The 18379-nt window shown below is 46.2% G+C and carries 16 protein-coding genes; 3 read left to right on the forward strand and 13 right to left on the reverse strand.

The annotated features are described in order from the left end of the window. Positions 1 to 21: 21 nt before the first annotated feature. Complete coding sequence (locus FRZ06_06320) at positions 22 to 381, forward strand: DUF454 domain-containing protein (GenBank protein ID QOX62981.1); 360 nt, start codon at positions 22 to 24, stop codon at positions 379 to 381. 59 nt (positions 382 to 440) lie between these two features. Here the strand turns inward: FRZ06_06320 and FRZ06_06325 are convergent, their stop codons facing one another. The 3 genes from FRZ06_06325 to FRZ06_06335 all read right to left on the reverse strand — a co-directional run bounded on the left by FRZ06_06325 (position 441) and on the right by FRZ06_06335 (position 2432). Continuing rightward, entirely contained in the window at positions 441 to 1031 is a 591-nt protein-coding gene (locus FRZ06_06325; protein QOX62982.1) for a hypothetical protein, read from the reverse strand. Positions 1032 to 1189: 158 nt separating this feature from the next. After that, positions 1190 to 1510, reverse strand: a complete 321-nt coding sequence (locus FRZ06_06330) for a hypothetical protein (GenBank protein ID QOX62983.1) — start codon at positions 1508 to 1510, stop codon at positions 1190 to 1192. 82 nt (positions 1511 to 1592) lie between these two features. Next, the gene (locus FRZ06_06335; GenBank protein ID QOX62984.1) at positions 1593 to 2432 is read right to left on the reverse strand and encodes an RNA polymerase sigma factor; all 840 of its coding nucleotides are present in this window, start codon (positions 2430 to 2432) and stop codon (positions 1593 to 1595) included. Positions 2433 to 3078: 646 nt separating this feature from the next. Between FRZ06_06335 and FRZ06_06340 the strand changes: the two genes are divergently transcribed. Further along, the gene (locus tag FRZ06_06340; protein QOX62985.1) at positions 3079 to 4692 is read left to right on the forward strand and encodes a sodium:solute symporter family protein; all 1614 of its coding nucleotides are present in this window, start codon (positions 3079 to 3081) and stop codon (positions 4690 to 4692) included. Positions 4693 to 4792: 100 nt separating this feature from the next. On the opposite strand, the gene FRZ06_06345 is transcribed toward FRZ06_06340, so the two are convergent. The 3 genes from FRZ06_06345 to FRZ06_06355 all read right to left on the reverse strand — a co-directional run bounded on the left by FRZ06_06345 (position 4793) and on the right by FRZ06_06355 (position 9059). After that, a complete protein-coding gene (locus FRZ06_06345) occupies positions 4793 to 6256 on the reverse strand; it encodes a GGDEF domain-containing protein (protein QOX62986.1) in 1464 nt (487 codons plus the stop codon). Between the two features lie 182 nt (positions 6257 to 6438). Then, the gene (locus FRZ06_06350) at positions 6439 to 7611 is read right to left on the reverse strand and encodes an NADP-dependent malic enzyme (GenBank protein ID QOX62987.1); all 1173 of its coding nucleotides are present in this window, start codon (positions 7609 to 7611) and stop codon (positions 6439 to 6441) included. An 11-nt stretch (positions 7612 to 7622) separates the two neighbouring features. Continuing rightward, entirely contained in the window at positions 7623 to 9059 is a 1437-nt protein-coding gene (locus tag FRZ06_06355) for an aspartate ammonia-lyase (protein ID QOX62988.1), read from the reverse strand. 258 nt (positions 9060 to 9317) lie between these two features. On the opposite strand from FRZ06_06355, the gene FRZ06_06360 reads away from it, so the two are divergent. Further along, positions 9318 to 10259, forward strand: a complete 942-nt coding sequence (locus tag FRZ06_06360; protein ID QOX62989.1) for a LysR family transcriptional regulator — start codon at positions 9318 to 9320, stop codon at positions 10257 to 10259. A 107-nt stretch (positions 10260 to 10366) separates the two neighbouring features. Here the strand turns inward: FRZ06_06360 and FRZ06_06365 are convergent, their stop codons facing one another. The 7 genes from FRZ06_06365 to FRZ06_06395 form a co-directional block, all read right to left on the reverse strand. Next, a complete protein-coding gene (locus FRZ06_06365) occupies positions 10367 to 11446 on the reverse strand; it encodes an ATP-binding cassette domain-containing protein (GenBank protein QOX62990.1) in 1080 nt (359 codons plus the stop codon). Continuing rightward, positions 11433 to 13748, reverse strand: a complete 2316-nt coding sequence (locus tag FRZ06_06370; GenBank protein QOX62991.1) for an ABC transporter permease subunit — start codon at positions 13746 to 13748, stop codon at positions 11433 to 11435. Before FRZ06_06370 ends, FRZ06_06365 begins: the two co-directional genes overlap by 14 nt. 57 nt (positions 13749 to 13805) lie before the next feature. Then, positions 13806 to 14714 (reverse strand): amino acid ABC transporter substrate-binding protein, encoded by a 909-nt coding sequence (locus FRZ06_06375; GenBank protein QOX62992.1) that lies wholly within the window; start codon positions 14712 to 14714, stop codon positions 13806 to 13808. 137 nt (positions 14715 to 14851) lie between these two features. Continuing rightward, positions 14852 to 16231, reverse strand: coding sequence for a radical SAM protein (locus FRZ06_06380; GenBank protein QOX62993.1), 1380 nt, complete (start codon positions 16229 to 16231; stop codon positions 14852 to 14854). Between the two features lie 12 nt (positions 16232 to 16243). Further along, positions 16244 to 16492, reverse strand: a complete 249-nt coding sequence (locus FRZ06_06385; GenBank protein QOX62994.1) for a hypothetical protein — start codon at positions 16490 to 16492, stop codon at positions 16244 to 16246. 78 nt (positions 16493 to 16570) lie between these two features. Then, on the reverse strand, positions 16571 to 17674 hold the full coding sequence (locus tag FRZ06_06390; GenBank protein ID QOX62995.1) for an ATP-binding cassette domain-containing protein: 1104 nt from the start codon (positions 17672 to 17674) through the stop codon (positions 16571 to 16573). Then, complete coding sequence (locus FRZ06_06395; protein ID QOX62996.1) at positions 17671 to 18357, reverse strand: ABC transporter permease subunit; 687 nt, start codon at positions 18355 to 18357, stop codon at positions 17671 to 17673. The genes FRZ06_06390 and FRZ06_06395 overlap by 4 nt, the downstream gene beginning before the upstream one ends. Positions 18358 to 18379 lie beyond the last annotated feature (22 nt).

Genomic DNA, 18379 nt, shown 5'->3' on the forward strand with positions numbered 1-18379 from the left:
TTTTTATGCAAAGAGGGAAAAATGAAAAAGATGATGTTGATGTTCTGCGGCTGGCTTTTACTCGTTTTAGCCGTAATGGGAATTGTCCTGCCGGTTCTCCCAACAACCCCCTTCGTTATTGCTGCTGCGGCCTGCTTTTCTATCGGCGATCCGAAAATGTACCAGAGATTAGAATCCAGCAAAGTATTTGGGCCTTATCTTGAAGGCTGGAGAACAAAACAAGGCATCAGCGCATCCAGAAAGGCATCTGCAATTGCAATACTCTGGATCTTAATGACATTATCAATCCTGCTAACACAAAAGCTTTGGCTTACCGTTCTTCTTATATTCATTGGAATTGGCGTTACGACGCACCTTTTATTGATGAAAACAAAAAAATAAGGCAAACAGAAACGCCCCGGGTCACCCCGAGACGCAAGCTGCTTTATCATTACACTCATTTAACCAAGATATTTTATTTTCCCGGGATCATATTGAATCTGACAAGTTTCATAATACATAATTATGCCGCTATAATAGTGGCGGTTTCCGAACTGGTCAACAGTATGCCACCTTTGCTTTAGATCTTCAAAAGGAAGATAAGTGTAATTGCCCAGTGTATATGGGTCCATTGCATAAATTCCTTTCTCATAGTATCCGCAAGCAATAATATAATGGCCGTTTTTCCAGTCATGAGAATAATCGATGGCATCATCGGACCAGGCCTGAATGATCAATAGTGGCGCAATCCCTGCATCAATGAATCGAATCAGATCTGTAGGTTTCATATTTTCATAAAACGACGCAGTCAGACCTTTGGCTTTGACAAAGGAAAGAATGTTTTGATACTCTGTTCCGATATAGGGCTTTGTATTTAAAACATCCGCAAGCATACTCTGTTTAAAATACATACCATACCTGGCAAGCAGAGACTGAACACAGGCCACACCGCAAGTGAATTCAGTTTCCTGATAACATAAAGGTACAGCTATAAAACGTCTGCTGCTCTGAACGTTTGTGGACTCCCTTGGAATCGTTTTAGTCGGTAACACATTAAAAAACTCCTTGTATCAGGCTTAGGGGAATTGTTCTTAGATACTTTAGAGAATAACGCTCCCCCTTTTATATATATTCCTATCAGCTCGGAGTGTGTATATCCTTATAAAATCCAATCGTTAAGTTCAAATTAAGTTGTCCCTCTTATCCGGGATTAACTCAACATTAAGTGGCCTGCTATTCCGATCAGAGTACCAATCACAAGAGACGAGATAGCCATGGGCGGAACTGCTGTTCTATCTTGCTTTGCTACTATAAGGATAACCGGTACCGCCAGAAGGAAAGTAACAAGACCTCCCGTTAGCCACCAGGCTAATCCTGGCACCTTAATATTAAAGATGACAAATGGCATTAAAAAGTAGAACACAAAAGCAGAAATAACTGAGTAACGATCAAGTTTCATCTTAATCATCGGCAGAATATCTACAATTCCTGCGATGGTTCCTATAGCTGCTGCTATCATAAATATTTTCATAGTATTAACTCCTTTTATTATCTCAGATTCTCACAAGAGAATGTCTCAAACAGTTTAAATGCAGTCATGGTTACGGAATATCTCAGACTGCTTTTATAACACTCATATGCTCTGATACGATCAGTTTTTTTAGAAACTCTTTCATAATATCCGGCGAGCGAAACTTTGGCAAACTTCTGAAAATCAATGAAAGGTCGTCCATTTTTTCCATAGACTGCTTGATTCCAAAGGTTAAACTATAATCCAGCTGTTTCAGCGCTGTATATTCAAGATGGTGGGGATCTAGCCGATGATTTTGAATCGCATATCCAACCCGTTTTCTGCAGCTGCATTTTCCCCCTTCACTCAGCCCGCAGTAAGTGTCAAGAAATCCTCCCATTTTTTTTCGTACACGAGACAATCTCTGACGATAAGCCTCCGGAGAAATTCCAAGAATCTCACCGCATACTTTACTGTCAGCTCGAAACATAACACCAAGCACGTAGATACATCTACTCTCAGGATCAAGACACTGGAGCATAACATTCGTGCAGGAAAGTTTTAATTCTTCGGTCAGCAAGTCTTCACTCACATCTTGCAGCAGTTCTTGTTTGTTTTCTATGAACCCGTTATCAATATCCATTCCATAAAATTCGAAGCTAAGGGGCCTCTGCGCAAACATAGATTTTTTGTAATTTATCAGATAGTTAACAGCAATTCGATAAACCCATGTGGAGAATGCGCTCTCTTTTCGAAATGTTGACAGCTGGGTAATAATCCTGATAATGATTTCCTGCACTGCGTCCTCTGCATCCTGAGTTGTTCCAAGCATTCTCAGCGATAAATTGTAGATCATATCTTCAACTCCCATGATCAAAGCTTCTAGCGCCTGCTTATCTCCGTCTACAGCCCGGTTTACAAAATCAAACTCTTCTTCTCTCATAATTTACCATTCCTTTCATTGATTTGATTATATAACAAATTAGACAATGAGAGAATATTAGCTGTGACAGAAAAGAATAAAAATATTTCTTTCTTAGTTTATTGATTTCCAAAAGTTTCTGTTGACATAATACTAAGGTCCCACTTATAATGAAAAACAATAAGTTAAAATGCAAACGCTGTGACGAAGGAAAGTATGCGGCACTATCTTGCCAGGGAGGATCTGTCATTGACTGGAAGCAGATCTGAAGTGAAACCCGTTGAAGTTCCCTTCTGAGCGTATCTGTTGAACACGCTGGTTTACAGCAGTAGACAGATACGGTTTCCACCGTTAAAAGGATAGGATATAGCTTCTGTATCCGAATATGAGTGCGCGTGTTTTATGATACGCGAATCAGGGTGGTAACACGGAGAGCAATCATGCCCTTCGTCCCTATAATAGGGGCGAAGGGTTTTTTTTGTGTTTTCGCAAACACATGGCGGGCAAGACGTCAAGTAATCTTGAAAAGGGAGGAAATTATGTTAGGATTATCAGACCCATCCATTTTGCTAGCGTATCTATTATCCATTGGCGGAGCCATTTTATGTATCTCTTATGGTGTGATCAATTGGAACAAAGACGGCAGTAGTAACGGGGGTGACAAGAAATGATTTATGTGATCGTCAGCCTTATCATCTATGTACTTATTTTAGCGTTTCTGTCATATACCGCATTTAAGAGAACAAAAAGCACCAGTGATTATCTTTTAGCAGGAAAACAAATTCATCCGATCGTTATGGCCTTATCTTATGGAGCCACTTTCATCAGCACCTCCGCTATCGTTGGTTTTGGCGGTGCCGCTGGTCAGTTTGGACTAGGACTTTTATGGCTCACTGTTCTGAATATCTTTGTCGGTGTATTTATCGCGTTTGTCGTATTTGGGAAGCGCACCCGTGAAATCGGACATAGGCTTGGTACCAATACTATGCCTGAATTCTTTGCCCGCCGCTTTAACTGCAACTTCATTCAAGGATATGCAGGTATCCTTATTTTCTTATTTATGCCCATTTATGCCTCTGCAGTTCTCAAAGGAATTGTTGATTATGTGGCAAAATACACCGGGGCACCGTTTAATGCAGCACTTATCATTATCGCAGTACTGGCTGCTATTTTTGTAATTATGGGCGGTCTCAAGGGCATTATGTATGCTGATGCGTTTCAGGGTACCCTCATGTTCGTCGGGATGGCATTTCTGATCTTCTATACCTACGGAATGCTGGGCGGTATCACCAATGCGCATATAGCACTATCCGAGCTTCCATCAATGCCCGGGGTTGCAGAGCAGGTAGCAGGTCTCACAAAAGGGGGCTTTGCTGGATGGACGTCCATGCCTGTTACAGGTACTCCCGTATGGTGGAATATTGTAACCTCTCTTGTAGCCGGCGTAGGCATTGGTGTACTCGCACAGCCGCAGCTATCCGTTAAATTCATGACTGTAAAAAGCGGACGAGAGTTAAACCGTGCGGTTCTCTCCGGAGGAGTTTTCATCCTGTTCATGACTGGTGTTGCATTCTCTGTGGGAGCCCTCTCAAACGTTGCATTCTATAATGCATCCGGCCAGATATCCGTTGTTGCTGCTGGTTCTAATGACAGCATCATCCCAACCTTTATCAAAGTTTTCCTGCCAGAATGGTTCGGCGGCATTTTCCTGGTCATCCTTCTGGCTGCCGGAATCTCAACTTTGAATGCTCTGGTTCATACCATGGGAACTGCTCTTGGACGTGATTTTCTGAAACAGTCTCTAAAGTTGAAAACAAAAACCATAACATTGACACGAATTGCAATGTTGATCGGTCTTATCATCAGTACCATGCTTGCATGGTTGTCCAGTATGCTGGATGCAAGTATGGCGATTATCGCCATCGGCACCTCATTATTCTTCGGACTTTGTGCAGCAACCTTCTTACCTACCTACTTTGCAGCCCTGTATTTCAAGAAGTTTCCAAGGAAAGCTGCCCTTGCAAGTATTATGACCGGTTCTGCTGCAAGCCTTTTCTGGCTGCTCTTTGTTCAGGAAAAAACCGCCGGCAGTCTTCAGATCTGCAATCTTCTCTTTAAAACAACTTCCATTGTAAAGGGTACTGCATTGCAGACACTTTCCATGGTCGATGCCATTGTTGTCGCACTTCCCCTTTCCATTCTTGCTGCTGCGATTGCATGGGCAATCGTAGGCAATGCACAAGAAGAAGAAGCCAGCGCTGCATTCAATACAGCAAACTGATTTTGCAGCAAAGCATAAAACAGGCAATGAAATCCCTGCGATTTCATTGCCTGTTTTGTTATTTTTCATTACTCTTTCATTTTTTATCATAACAGAAGCTTCAAATACGGTTCTTTTCGTCATCCATAACCCAGTTATCTTTGCCGTTTGCCTTGGCCTGATATAGTGCTTGGTCGGCGCGATAAATGAGGGCATCTTCATTATCATTTTCAAGAGCACGTGTAATACCAAGACTGACCGACATGTTATACAGCTTGAAGGAAGGATCTTTTCTAACAATCTCGAAAAACGCCTCAAGGATTTTGATTACTTCCTGTCTGTCGCTAAAACAATAGCCCGCAAATTCATCTCCGCCCCATCGGCAAACCAATCCTTTTTTTGAAAATGCTTCGGAAGCAAACCTGCTGATTTCTTGCAGCATTTGATCTCCTTTCAGATGTCCCTGTGTATCGTTGACATGCTTAAAGTTGTCCAGATCAAATACGAACACGAACAGCGATTCCTGTTCTGATGTAATGTTGATTGCTTTTGCCAGGGTCTCGTTGAAATTACGGCGGTTGGGCAGCCCGGTCAGCAAGTCGGTGCGAAGCAGACCAAGCATTAACTGATCATTTTTCTTGACAATACCATTGGTGATGATTAGTACTAGCAATACCACGATTGTATAGATGAGCGCATCCCTCGTCGTTTGCGCATACATGGAGCTTGCAAGCACAGAAGTATCCTTTTTAATGAGCAAATACCAGTTTAGTTCTTCAATATACCGAACGATATAATATCCGTGAAAAGATTGCTCTTTGAATTGCAACACTTGTAAGGAATCGTGATTGTTCAGGATTTTCTCCCTATTTTCACTCAGTATTTCTGCATCGAACACGTTTTCCGTACTGATGTCATTCAAGCTCGTATTGATCTGAACGGTGCCGTCTTCTCCAAACAGCAATGCATCCAGATTATAATCATCTTCAAAGGCTTTCAGTAAACTCTGAACCTGATCCAACTCAAGCCCAACACCGGTAACACCTAAAAGCTTCCCGTCCTCGTCCGTCATGCGGCAGTTCACAAAAACCGAGAGGCTCCCTTTGTTGGCCTCATCCGTATCAACGTCCAAATCATACACATAATCGCTATTGACAAATTCATAGTACCAAATATCATGATCATTGTTATCGCTGATCACTTTGTTCAACCCATTGAAATGGTAATAATTTTTGGAGCTTTCGGAAACCAGAAATACGGAGTCATAATTATATTTTTTCTTCAAACCCAGCAAGTATTGACGCAATTCCAACTGATGTTCCAACGTATCGTTCGCCTTTTCACTTTCCAGCCAACCCTTGAGGAAGCTGTCGTTAGCCATAGTCAACGAAACAAAAATGGGTTTCGTCAGCTCATTTCTGATGTCTGAGTAGATATTGGTTGAAGTCAGTTTTGAGATATTTACAATATCGTCTTCAATGATTTTACTGTAGGTATGATAGCTGGTAAATGCTACAGCAGCAAACCCTGCAAAAATAATAAGTGATATCAGTATGTTTACTTTCAGTTTCAATTTTCGATCCATATAAACTCCTGCTGATTTCTTTCAATTAAGACGCTAAAACATTACATAACATAATGTTAATACTAACGTAACGTCCACAAAAAATCAAGCAAAGGTCGTATCTCATTCAATGGATTTCGTTTCAGAGAAAACAGAACAATACTTCCTTTATAAACTTTTACCGCTCATTGAATTAAAGTTTGTTAAATTCTAGCAACACCGCTTCTTCTGGCCGCTTCTGCAACAGCATTGGCCACAGTATTTTTGATACGTGGATCAAAGGCAGCTGGTATGATATAATCCGATTTTAGTTCTGCGTCAGATACCAGACCTGCGATTGCATAGGCTGCTGCAATTTTCATATCATCGTTGATGTCATTTGCACGTACATCCAATGCACCCCTAAAAATCCCAGGGAACGCCAGCACGTTGTTGATCTGATTGGGAAAATCGCTGCGGCCGGTTCCAACCACTGCCGCTCCGGCTTCCAGCGCCAAATCAGGCATGATTTCCGGAGTGGGATTTGACATGGGGAATAGAATCGCACCCTTTGCCATACTGCGAACCATCTCCTGGGTTACGGTACCCGGTGATGACACGCCGATAAATACATCCGCACCTTTCAGCACATCCGCCAGACTTCCTTTTTTCTTGCTGAGGTTTGAGATCTTTGCCATCTCAGCCTTTTCTGCATTTAATCCCTCTCGGCCGTCGTAAATCGCACCTTGCCGGTCGCACATCACAACATCTTTCAGGCCCATAGCCATCAGCAGTTTGATAATCGCAACGCCTGCCGCCCCAGCACCAAGCGTAACGACTCTGATCTCACGCAGATCTTTTTTAACGAATTTTAAAGCATTGATAAGCGCCGCCAGCGTAACCACAGCAGTTCCATGTTGGTCATCGTGAAAAATGGGAATATCGCAGCGTTCTTTCAGCTTTCGCTCTATTTCAAAGCATCTGGGTGCCGCGATGTCCTCAAGGTTGATTCCACCGAAGCTTCCCGCCAGCAAGGTGACAACATTTACGATGTCATCCACTTCCTTTGACCTCACGCAGAGCGGAATAGCCTCCACATCACCAAAAGCCTTGAACAGCACACACTTCCCTTCCATCACGGGCATGCTGGCTTCCGGACCGATATCGCCAAGGCCAAGCACCGCGGTTCCGTCTGAAATAACCGCTACAGTGTTCCATCGACCGGTAAGTTCATAGCTCTTGTTTACGTCCTTCTGTATCTCCAGACAGGGCTGTGCTACTCCCGGCGTATATGCAAGGGATAATTCCTCCTTTGTGGTCACCGACATTTTGGGCACGATCTGCTGCTTTCCGCGCCACTGATAATGTAATTTTAATGATTCCTGTGCATAGTCCATGATAAAACCTCCTAGTTTTTCAACAGTTCTGCGCCGGAAATTCCCGGCTCTGTCATGGAAAAAGGATTCAGAATGATATCGAGTTCCTCACCTGTCAATAGTTTTTCGCGAAGAAGCAATTCCCGTACCGATACGTCAGTGGAAATGGCTTCCTTTGCTATCTCTGCTGCCTTTTGATATCCGATGTGCGGAGATACGGCGGTGATAATTCCTACACTGTTTTCCACCATGGCTTGGCAGCGCTCTACATTGGCCGTAATTCCTGTAATGCAGTTGTCAACGAGCGTTCGAACCGCGTAGGTAATCGTCTCGATGGACTGAAACAGGTTATAAAAAATGATTGGTTCAAACGCATTCAGCTCAAGCTGCCCAGCTTCTGCGGCCAAGGTCACGGTGATGTCGTTACCAATGATATTAAAGGCAACCTGATTTACAACCTCAGGAATCACGGGATTGACCTTTCCAGGCATGATGCTGGAACCGTTTTGTTTCGGCGGCAGATTAATTTCTCCAAATCCGGTTCTTGGACCGGAGGACATGAGCCGCAGATCATTTGAAATTTTCGAAAGGTTCACTGCGCAAGATTTCGTCACACCGGAAACGGTAACATAACCATCGAGATTTTGAGTTGCGTCGATCAAATCACTGGCCTGCGTCAAATTCAGTCCCGTGATTTTATCTATATTCTCCACCACGCGCAGGAGGTATTGTTCATCAGCATTAAGTCCTGTACCAATGGCTGTACCGCCGAGGTTTAAGCTGCGCATTTCATCTTTTGCTGTTTCAAACCTTGCAATATCACGTTTAATCGCAGCGGCATACGCACGGAACTCCTGGCCGAGACGGATCGGCACAGCATCTTGCATTTGTGTCCTCCCCATCTTTATCACACCATCAAATTCCTCTGCTTTTGCGATGAACGCATCGTACAGGCGATATAATTCGGCTTGTGCTTTGATCATCAGCTTGAGTGAAGTAATTCTGCCGCAGGAAGGAAATACATCATTGGTGGATTGCCCGTAATTCACGTGGTCGTTGGGATTCACGAGCAGGTAATCTCCTTTGGTCCCTCCCAGAAGCTCAATGGCACGGTTGGCGATGACTTCATTTGCATTCATGTTAAGGCTTGTGCCCGCACCCCCTTGAATGGGGTCCACGATAAATTGGTCGTGCAGTTTTCCGGAAATAATCTCGTCACATGCTGTTACAATTGCATCGGTGCGCTTTTTGTCCAGTCTGCCGACCTCATAATTTGTTAAGGCGGCGGCTTTTTTGATTGCAGCGATGCTGTTCACAATCTCCTGATGCATAGTAAGCCCCGTAATGGAAAAATTTTCAGCCGCACGTAATGTCTGAACACCATAATATGCATGCTCCGGAACTTCCTTCGTACCGATGGAATCGTGTTCAAGACGGAACGTTTGATCCTGCTTATATTGTTTTGACATGGTCATTGATCCTCTCTTTCAAGTCTTTCCTCATTTGAAAACTCCCTCGCTGCAGTCGCGGAAGCCCCCTGTTTCCCTCATTATATCGTTGCCCCCTGTTAAAGACAAATATAAATAAAGATATGTAAGCCATAAACAAATATAAATATTCACATCCATAATCTTGCATTCTTCAGGTTTTCTTTTATAATATCATTATATTAATGAATTAATACGAATGGAATATTCATAACTTTCAATTTATAGTGAGGTTCCGACATGTTCACAAACAAAAAGTATGTTTACGAGGTTTATAGAGCGAAGAGCTTTTCAAAAGCGGCGGAAAAGCTTTTCATTTCCCAGCCATCACTCAGTCTAACCATAAAAAAAATCGAGGACCGTATTGGTTCTCAACTTTTTGATCGCAGTACCACACCAATCCAACTGACGGAATGCGGTGAGGAATATATCAAAGGTGCCGAAAAAATCATGGATATTGAAAACAGCTTTGAGATGTATCTCAGCGACCTGAATGATCTGAGAACGGGCAGCCTTGCCATCGGGGCCAGCAACTTCTTTACCTCCTATATCCTGCCGCCCATGATTGCCAGATTTAAGTCCCAATATCCTCTGGTAGCGGTCAATCTGATCGAGGCCGACACTGCGCGCCTCGAGAAACAGCTGTATTCTGGAGCATTGGACCTGATTATCGATAATTATCCGTTTAACGAAACCCACTATAAAAAACAGCTTTTTCATCGCGAACAAATGATTTTAGCGGTTCCGGAAACGCTCGATTTGAATAAACACGTAAGAAAATACCGACTGACTGCGGAAGATATTATGCGTGGCAAACATCTTGGCCCTGCCATGGACGCGATCCCACTTGAGCAAGCAGATGGCACACCGTTCATATTTCTGAGGTACGGCAACGATACAAGGGATCGGGCAGACAAAATTTTCTCAGAGAACAATATCAAGCCGAACATTGTGCTGGAGCTGGATCAGTTGGCAACAGCCTACCACGTTGCCTGCCATGGCATTGGGGCTACACTGGTCAGCGATACATTGGTTCGCAACATCCCGCCGGATCACCGAATGATCTATTATAAAATCGACAGCCAGTATGCAATTCGGGAGAATTATTTCTATTTCAAGATGAATAAGTATCTCACCCGAGCAATGCAGGAGTTTCTGCAGCTTGCATCCAAGCCTCGATAACCTTTTTGAGCAATCGCTTTATTGTAGAGATTTTCTTCTCTAAAAAAGCCAGCCCTTCATGAGAGGCTGGCTTTTTCAGTTTTTTTGTAAATCATTTTATATACAAGTTACAATACAAGAGAAATGTGATTCCCATTCTCTCCACTCCACTGATGTTCTTTGGTCAGACCAAGCACCATCTTGATGGACAGCTCCCCAGCCTGCTCCTCGAAGGGATTAAAGCTGGGACCGCTGTAGAAAATCGCCGCCTCGCAGGAGCCATCCAGTTCTGAGACCGAGACCGAAAACCGCAGGGGAAGCGTCTCTCCTCCCCTGCCAAGGAGCGTCTGTACGCACAATTCCTCAAACACCAACTGCAAATTGTTGATCTGCCTCTGTGAAAGAAGCTGTCTTCGTCCAAACTCCTCTATGCCGGTATTGACCTCGATAAAATCAAAGGTAGATGATTCGATTACTCGTTCGAAGGTCTTGAGCCGTTTCACGAAGGCCCTGGTGCGCTCTCTCTTAGGGCAATCAAAGATCTGCTCCGGCGGACCATCCTCGTAGATACCGCCTTCATCCATGTAAAAGACACGGGTAGACACGTCCCGGGCAAACTTCATCTCGTGGGTAACGATCATCATCGTCAGCCCCTCTCTGGCCAGAGACCGAATGACAGCCAGCACCTCGCCCACCATGGTTGGGTCCAGCGCTGAAGTAGGCTCATCGAAGAGGATGATTTCCGGCTTCATGGCTAAGGCCCGTGCAATGGCAACACGCTGTTTTTGACCTCCGGACAGTTCGTCCGGGTAATTGAGTGCTTTTTCAACGAGACCCACGGTAGTGAGCAGGCGAAGCCCTTCATCGTATGCCTGCTGTCTGGACAACTTCAACAAATCCACAGGCCCTAGCATAATGTTCTCGATCACGGTCAAGTGAGAGAACAGGTTGAAGGACTGAAAAACCATCCCCATCTTGCGCCGGACCGCGGGAATGTCTGCGCCTTTTTTTGTTATGACCTCTCCGTCCACGACGATTTCGCCGGAGGTCGGTGTCTCCAAAAGATTCAGGCACCGCAGCAGCGTCGATTTACCTGTACCAGAGGGACCAATGATGGAAATCACCTCTCCTTTTTTAATTTCCACGTTGATGTCAAAGAAAGGCGTAACATTGGGATATTCTTTTTTTAAATTCTTAATGGAAATCATTTGTCACTACTCCTTTCACAGCGCGTTTCCGCCGCTTGGGGTCCAGACTGATTTCCAGACGCGATAACAGCGCAGTCAAAATATTCGCAACCAGGAAGTAGATCACCGCCGTTGCAATCAGCGGAAAAAATGCCTCTAAGGTGCGGCTGCGGATGATGTCGCTGACCTTGGTGAGATCCTGAATCGCAATATAGCCTACGATTGAAGTCATCTTGACCATAGAAATAAACTCACCCTTGAAAACCGGCAGGAAATGCCGTGCTGCCTGGGGAAAGGTGATCTTCCAGAAGGTTCTGACCCTTGTAAAGCCCAAAGCATATGCTGCCTCGATCTGTCCCTTATCCACCGCGTCAATACCAGTACGCATCATCTCTGATACGTAAACACCAAAGTTGACTGAAAAACCGAAAATCGCTACCAAAACGGCAGAAATATCCAGCTTGCCGAAAATGATGTAGTAGAGAATCATCAGCAGTACCACGATTGGCGTTCCCTGGATGAGCCGGATAAATGCCGCTGCAAAAAGAGAGGCCAGGCGGTTTTTGCTGCGCCTTAGCATGCAGATTCCAAAGCCCAGCAGTGAGCCCAGGAGCCCCGAACAGATTGATATGAGCACCGTGACCTTCAGACCATCCAGAACTAGCTTCCAGCGGTTTTCCGTAAGAAAGGTACGTGTGAAGCTGGCCTTCAGACTGTCCCCAAAACCCTCCTTTATTTGAGCAGAAACGGTAGCAGCGGGGTCGGCGGCTTTGCGCACAACGAAGTACAGCCCGCCATCATAATAGGAATCGCTCATATCCACTGTCTTTTTCCGTTCGTCAGTGATGGACATGCAGCCTACTGCGGCATCCGCCTTGCCGCTTTGCAGCATGGGGATCAATCCTGCAAAATCGACGCCTGTGAACTCCACCTTGCGGTCGAGAATCTCACCAATCCGCAGCATCAGCTCCAAATCATAGCCCACCGACTCTCCATTCGCTCCCACATACTCCATGGGTTCTGCACTCATCTCGTGTGACACATGTAAGGTCCCGTTTGCACCGGGATAGACGAGCTTAGGCAGAACTTTGATCCTTTCATCAGCGCCGGTCCACTTTTCCTTCATTTTGTCCAGAGTGCCGTCAGCCTTCAACCGGGCAATGGCCTCGTTCACCGGAACAGTAAGAGGACTGTCCTTTTGCAGTGCCACACCATAGTGGTCCTCAACGATCTGCTCAGGCAGGATGACCAGATCCGGGTTTTGCGCCGCAACCAGTCTGGCCACCGGTTCGTCGGCAGGCATTGCTTCTACCTTGCTGTTCTTCAGCGCTGCGAGCATGTCGGCCCGCGTGTTAAAATAGCTGTAGTTCACATTGGGAATGACATTGTTGATCAGCTGATCCGCGATGGTGCCGGTCTGAGAGGCAACCACCTTTCCTGAGAGCTGGTTCAGGGCAGTATACTGAGGCTCATCTGTATCAGAACCTGTTTTGACCCCTGTATCCTCGCCTGTTTCCTGACGTACCACCAGCACCTGCGGGTTTGTGAAATAGGGTGAGGTAAACAGAAGCTTATCCGCGCGCTCAGGAGTATTGTACATGCCCATGGTCATATCAGCCTTGCTGCTGCCCATAGCGGTGATGACTGCCCCCCACTCCATATCAAGATATTCCGCTTGGTATCCCAACTCATAAAGAATTCTGTCAATGAGTTCCACATCAAGACCGGCATACTGACCGTTCATCATAAATGTGGTAGGCTCCCGGGACGATACAATGGCCACCTTAATCTTTGGTGCTCCCTCAAGTCTGGGAGTCTTTACAACAGCATAATCGGATACGTCAGGCTTGATCCAGTGGGAAATAATCTCATCCATGGTTCCATCGGCAAGATATTTGTCCACCACCGCGCTGACCTTTTGCGCCAGCTCAGGCTGGCTTTTACTGATCCCAAGACAAAGCTTTTCATCGGTCAGGGCTCCTGATCCAATTTTCAGGTTTTGATTGCTGCGGATAAAACGAAGTGCGCTGGTATAGTCCATCATGGCATAATCCAGCTTGCCCGCATCCAGTGCTGCAGTACTGTCAACATAATTCTTAAAGCTTTGACGATCCGCTTTTGGATAATGCTCCTCCGCATAAACCTCGTTGGTAGAGCCCTCCATCACACCGATGCGGGAAGCTTCCACCGGTACACGCTGCTGGTTGTTTTGGGATGCTTCGGCAGACGCTGATTTCGTCTTGGTATTGCAGCCTGCCAGAAGGCTTATGAGAATCAACAGGGTCAGAACAAGTGCAACTGCCCTGGAACATTTCAATCTCATGGTGAATCACCTTTCTTTGGAACCGTTGATTTAGGAACACGCTGATTCAATCAGTGCTCAGTTTGCTCTCACAAAGATGGATCTGATTTTTTCCAGAACATCCGCCGAATAACTGACAAAGCAGAGAGGTTCTTCAAAGTATGACGTTGAAAGGCTGATATTTTCTTCCTCTGGCTCAAAACCGTCATTGCTCCAACATCCAATCCAGAAGACAAGATCAATCTTTCCGCTCTCCAGTGCCGACAGACGAGCTGCTGCATCCATCTGCACAATTTCAAAGTTACAGCCTGTCTTCTCGGAGATTGCATTGAGGAGAGCAACATTGAAGCCCGCTGGCGTTCCGTCGGCAGCAACATAGTCCATCGGCGGCAGATCGCCGGTAACAGCTACAACGTGAGTCTCTCCGCCCTCATTCTTTACCAGTGCGTTGGAAGCAGGCTCACTGTCCGCATTGGCGATGTAGTCGGATACCAGTTGGTCAAGTGTGCCGTCTGCCTTTAAAGCTTCAATGGCTTTGTTCAGCTCTTCCATTAGTGCCGTATTATCCCCACGAGCAGCCATATGGTAATGCTGGTTTGGTCTTGAGTTATCCTTTGTCTCAATAATCAGAGAATCATCTGCGGCAGCCAGATAGGCTGCAACACTGCCGGGCAACTGTAAAAAGTCTACTCGTCCGGTGCCAAGCTCCATCAGCATGGTATTCAGGGAATCAAATCTCTTATATTCGACCTGTTTTCTTATTTCACCGTTTCCGTTGGCCTGTGTCCAATTCTTACGAGCCGATGTTTCTATGCTGTTTTGCTCCAGCAAGCCGGCAGCCAGCTTGTCTTTCTGTTCTTCTGCACCATCGGATGCTGGAGTGCTGCCTTCCGTATCACTTCCTGTTTTGCTGCTTCCGCAGGCCGAAAACATCATACAAAGAACCATAGCGATTAGGATCAAGGTTATTATTTTTTTCATTTTCATATGTCGTTCTCCTTATTTATGGAAGCGCTGATTTATTCGACACGCGTAGGCCGTTTCATCAGCGTTTGTTTTGTAAGATATAGGTTTTTTTGGGTGGCGCAATGCGTGCTTTCAAGCTCGCCCCAGGGAAATTATGATTATTTGCAGATTTCCTTGACTTTTGTCATAAATCCGCCTTTGTAAACGCTGCATAACATCATCCCCCGCTTGTAGATAGCGTCGCTGCCGTGATTTGTCGCAAGGGCGTCTGCGCGGCAGCCGCCTCCGCAAGTCAATTTATACGCACATTGGCGGCATTCCTCATTTCGTTCCGTAATATCCGAAACCTTGATTCCTACAAGTTTACGGAATTGAGAATTGGGATCTGCATAGATTTTCGACAAGGGCATTTTCGAAAGCTTCGGCAGCATCGCTTCTACAGGAGTTGACACCCAGCCGATACACGGTACAAGGGTACTGTCAGGGAGAATATAGGGACGGTTTCGGCACAGACCGCAGGATACACGCTGCTGGTTGAACGCATCCTCTTTATCGTTCTCCCAATAGGCAAATCCGCCGCCGCGGTGCCCCTTTACCAAACCCTCTATAAGGTTTAAATCAAAGGGATTACCGTCCGCTCTATAGCGTTTCAACAGTTCAAGATATTCGACACAGCAAACAGCCGGTGCAGACGGAACGCTGGAAACCGCCTCGCCAATGGGAAACACGAAACTGACCTTCCAGCTTGTCACGCCGATGTCTTTCATCAATTCATAAGTATCTAAAACGGTGTGAACACTATCTGTATGAAACTTGGAATTTACCAGCAGTGGATACCCTTCCCTGCGGATTTTTCGTAGGGAAGCGATGGCAGAGATCTCAGCGCCCGGCGTGCCGCGCAGATCGTCGTGTGTTCCCACCCCGTCAAGGCTGGAATCAAAGGTCCAGTACAAATCGCGTTTCTTCATATCGGCAAAAAAATCATCATTAAGCAGCGTGGCGTTCGTGTGAACGTGTGAAATATGTATATTTCGGTTTGAAAGCTCATCCACGAGCTCCCAGAAATAGGGTGACATCTGCGGTTCTCCGCCGGATAGCTCAACCTCCATCACGCCCGCCTCTTCAAACTGGGCAATTAAATCAAATAGCTGATCTTTCGTCAGGTCTTGATATTGATTTCTCCCCCCCGACATGTAGCAGTGCTTGCATCGCAGATTGCAGTCACCGGTGATGCTCCAAATCACACTATGGATATGTCCATTGGGGTATTTTCGAAATTTTTGAAGCTCCATGATCTCTGAGGGTGATTCCGCAGCGGATATCACGCCGCCGTCCAGCATAGACCGTAGGATTTTGGCAATTTTTTCGTCGCCATCATCGATGTCCTTACCGAACTCGGTCATACCGTCACAGCACAAAAGCACCGCAAATTCTTCCCGAGACAGCAAGCGAGGCGTCAGTGCATGAGGGCTTGTGAGGCAAAATGGCAGGCCGTCCCAGCCGCGCAGACGATATGGCTTGCAAAGCTTATAAAACATTACCGTTACCCCTTAGCCCCCGATACTCATCTCCCACGAATGTCCGCAGCGATTGCATGTGTACGTTAAGTTTATGCAGGTCAGATCCTCCGATCCGCATTTGTAACACGTCTCCTTCAGGCAATTTCCACCGCCGCTGACGATATCAAGCGCCTCGTCAGGAAGTGCGGTCTTGCCGTCGATGTAGTCCTGTGCTTCTTGTTCGGTGATCTCCTTGCCGAGCTTTTCCTTGGCAAGTGCGATTATTTTTTCTTTTGTCATAGTCATTCCCTCCAATTATGTAATAAGTCGTTTAGATTTTTTAGCAACTCTTTATAACGTTTCAACGCGGAGCTCTTCTTATAGCCTCACCTTGATCTGATTGATACCATCGTGGTAAGCGAAGGACATATCTTTTGCTACATTCCTTAAAATGGTGACTCCCAGGTGCGTCTCGTCATCCTCATCGGTTGAGAATGGATCATACTTACTGCCGCTGCAGATCAGCTCCAGCAGGATGGATTTGTCCGCTTCGCTGTAACTGATATTCACTTCCAGCTTTACTTCGGCTTCCTCTGAAACCGCACCGGAAAGCATTTCAAAAACCAATTCCTCGGCGCAAAGTTGGAGCCGATAAGCAAATTTATCTCCGATCCCATACTTTTCTGCAAACCCCTGAATCCCTCCCTGAAGCTGCATCAGGTCGAAATCACGCCGGTCGATTTTCTGGGAGAAGTATTTCATTTTTTGAATAAAGGCTTTGGTCTTCGGCTTTTGGGGCCGGTCGAAAATCTCTTCCGGGGTACCCTGCTCGTAAATCCCTCCTTCATCAAGGTAGAGAATCCGTGTCCCCACCTCCCTGGCAAAGGCCATCTCGTGGGTTACAATCAGCATGGTCATACCGCGCTTGGCCAGCATTCGCATCGTAGCAAGTACCTCGCCCACCATGGTTGGGTCCAGCGCACTGGTGGGTTCGTCAAAGAGCATAATCTTCGGCTCCATGGCAAGGCACCTGGCAATAGCGATCCTCTGTTTTTGACCGCCGGAGAGAACCCCCGGCATTGCGTGCTTTCGGCTCTCCAAACTTACCATCTTCAACAGCTCTGCGGCTTTTTCTTCTGCCTCAGCCCTGGACATCCCCCGCAAGCGGGTGGGAGCCAGCGTCAGATTGTCCAGTACATCCATGTGCTGGAATAGATGAAATCCCTGATAGACCATGCCCATTTTCTGTCTGATGCGGTTCACATCGGCGCCCCGGGCGGTTATTTCATCTCCATCAATGAGGATGCGTCCTGCATCCGGCTTTTCAAGCAGATCAAGGGAGCGCAGAAGCACACTTTTGCCGCACCCAGAGCCGCCGATGATAACAATGCGTTCTCCTTCCTCAACCGTAAGCGAGACATCCCTCAAAACTTCAAGCGAACCGAAGGATTTGAAAAGGTGCTCCACTTGAATGATACTCATCGCGATCTCCTCCCTTCGGCTCTTTTCTCAGAAATCCTTTCTGCCAGAGCAAAGATTCCGTAACAAAGATAGGCAAGTGCTAAATACAGAAGCATCCCCACCAGAATCATGAACAGCGGCTGCATCGTACGGCTGCCGATGTTGTTGATAACACGGGTCAGATCAGTAATGGTCACATAGCCAACCACACTGGTCCATTGGATCAGATTTACCAGTGCGGATTGATAGGTGGGCTTTGCAATGGTTACAGCCTGTGGCAGAGAAATGATCAGAAAAGCCTGCCAACCGGAAAACCCCAGCGTCCTGGCTGCCTCAGCCTGCATCTTGTCGGTAGCGGTCAGTGCAGCCCGAAAACACTCTGCCGTGTGGGCAGAGACATTCAGAGAAAAGGCCGCAACCGCAATAAGAGGCGCTGACAGCTCGCTTCTGGCAAAGATTACGTAGTACATCAGCATCAACAGCAGCAGTACCGGGCTGCCCCTCAGAACGGCGATATATAGCGCCGCAGCACTCCTTAGCAGCCTGTTTTTACACATTCTTGCAGCGCATATCAAGGCCCCAAGCGCCGTACCCATTAGGATGGACAGCAGCGAAATCTCCACGGTAACCCACAGGCCTTTCCAAAGAGTGAGATAGGAGCCGCCGGCAATCAGTGTTTTATAAAAAATGTCATAAAAGGACATGGGATCACCCCCTTTCATAGTA

The sequence above is a fragment of the Clostridiales bacterium genome (assembly GCA_015243575.1).
GTDB lineage: Bacteria > Bacillota > Clostridia > Peptostreptococcales > Anaerovoracaceae > Anoxybacterium > Anoxybacterium hadale.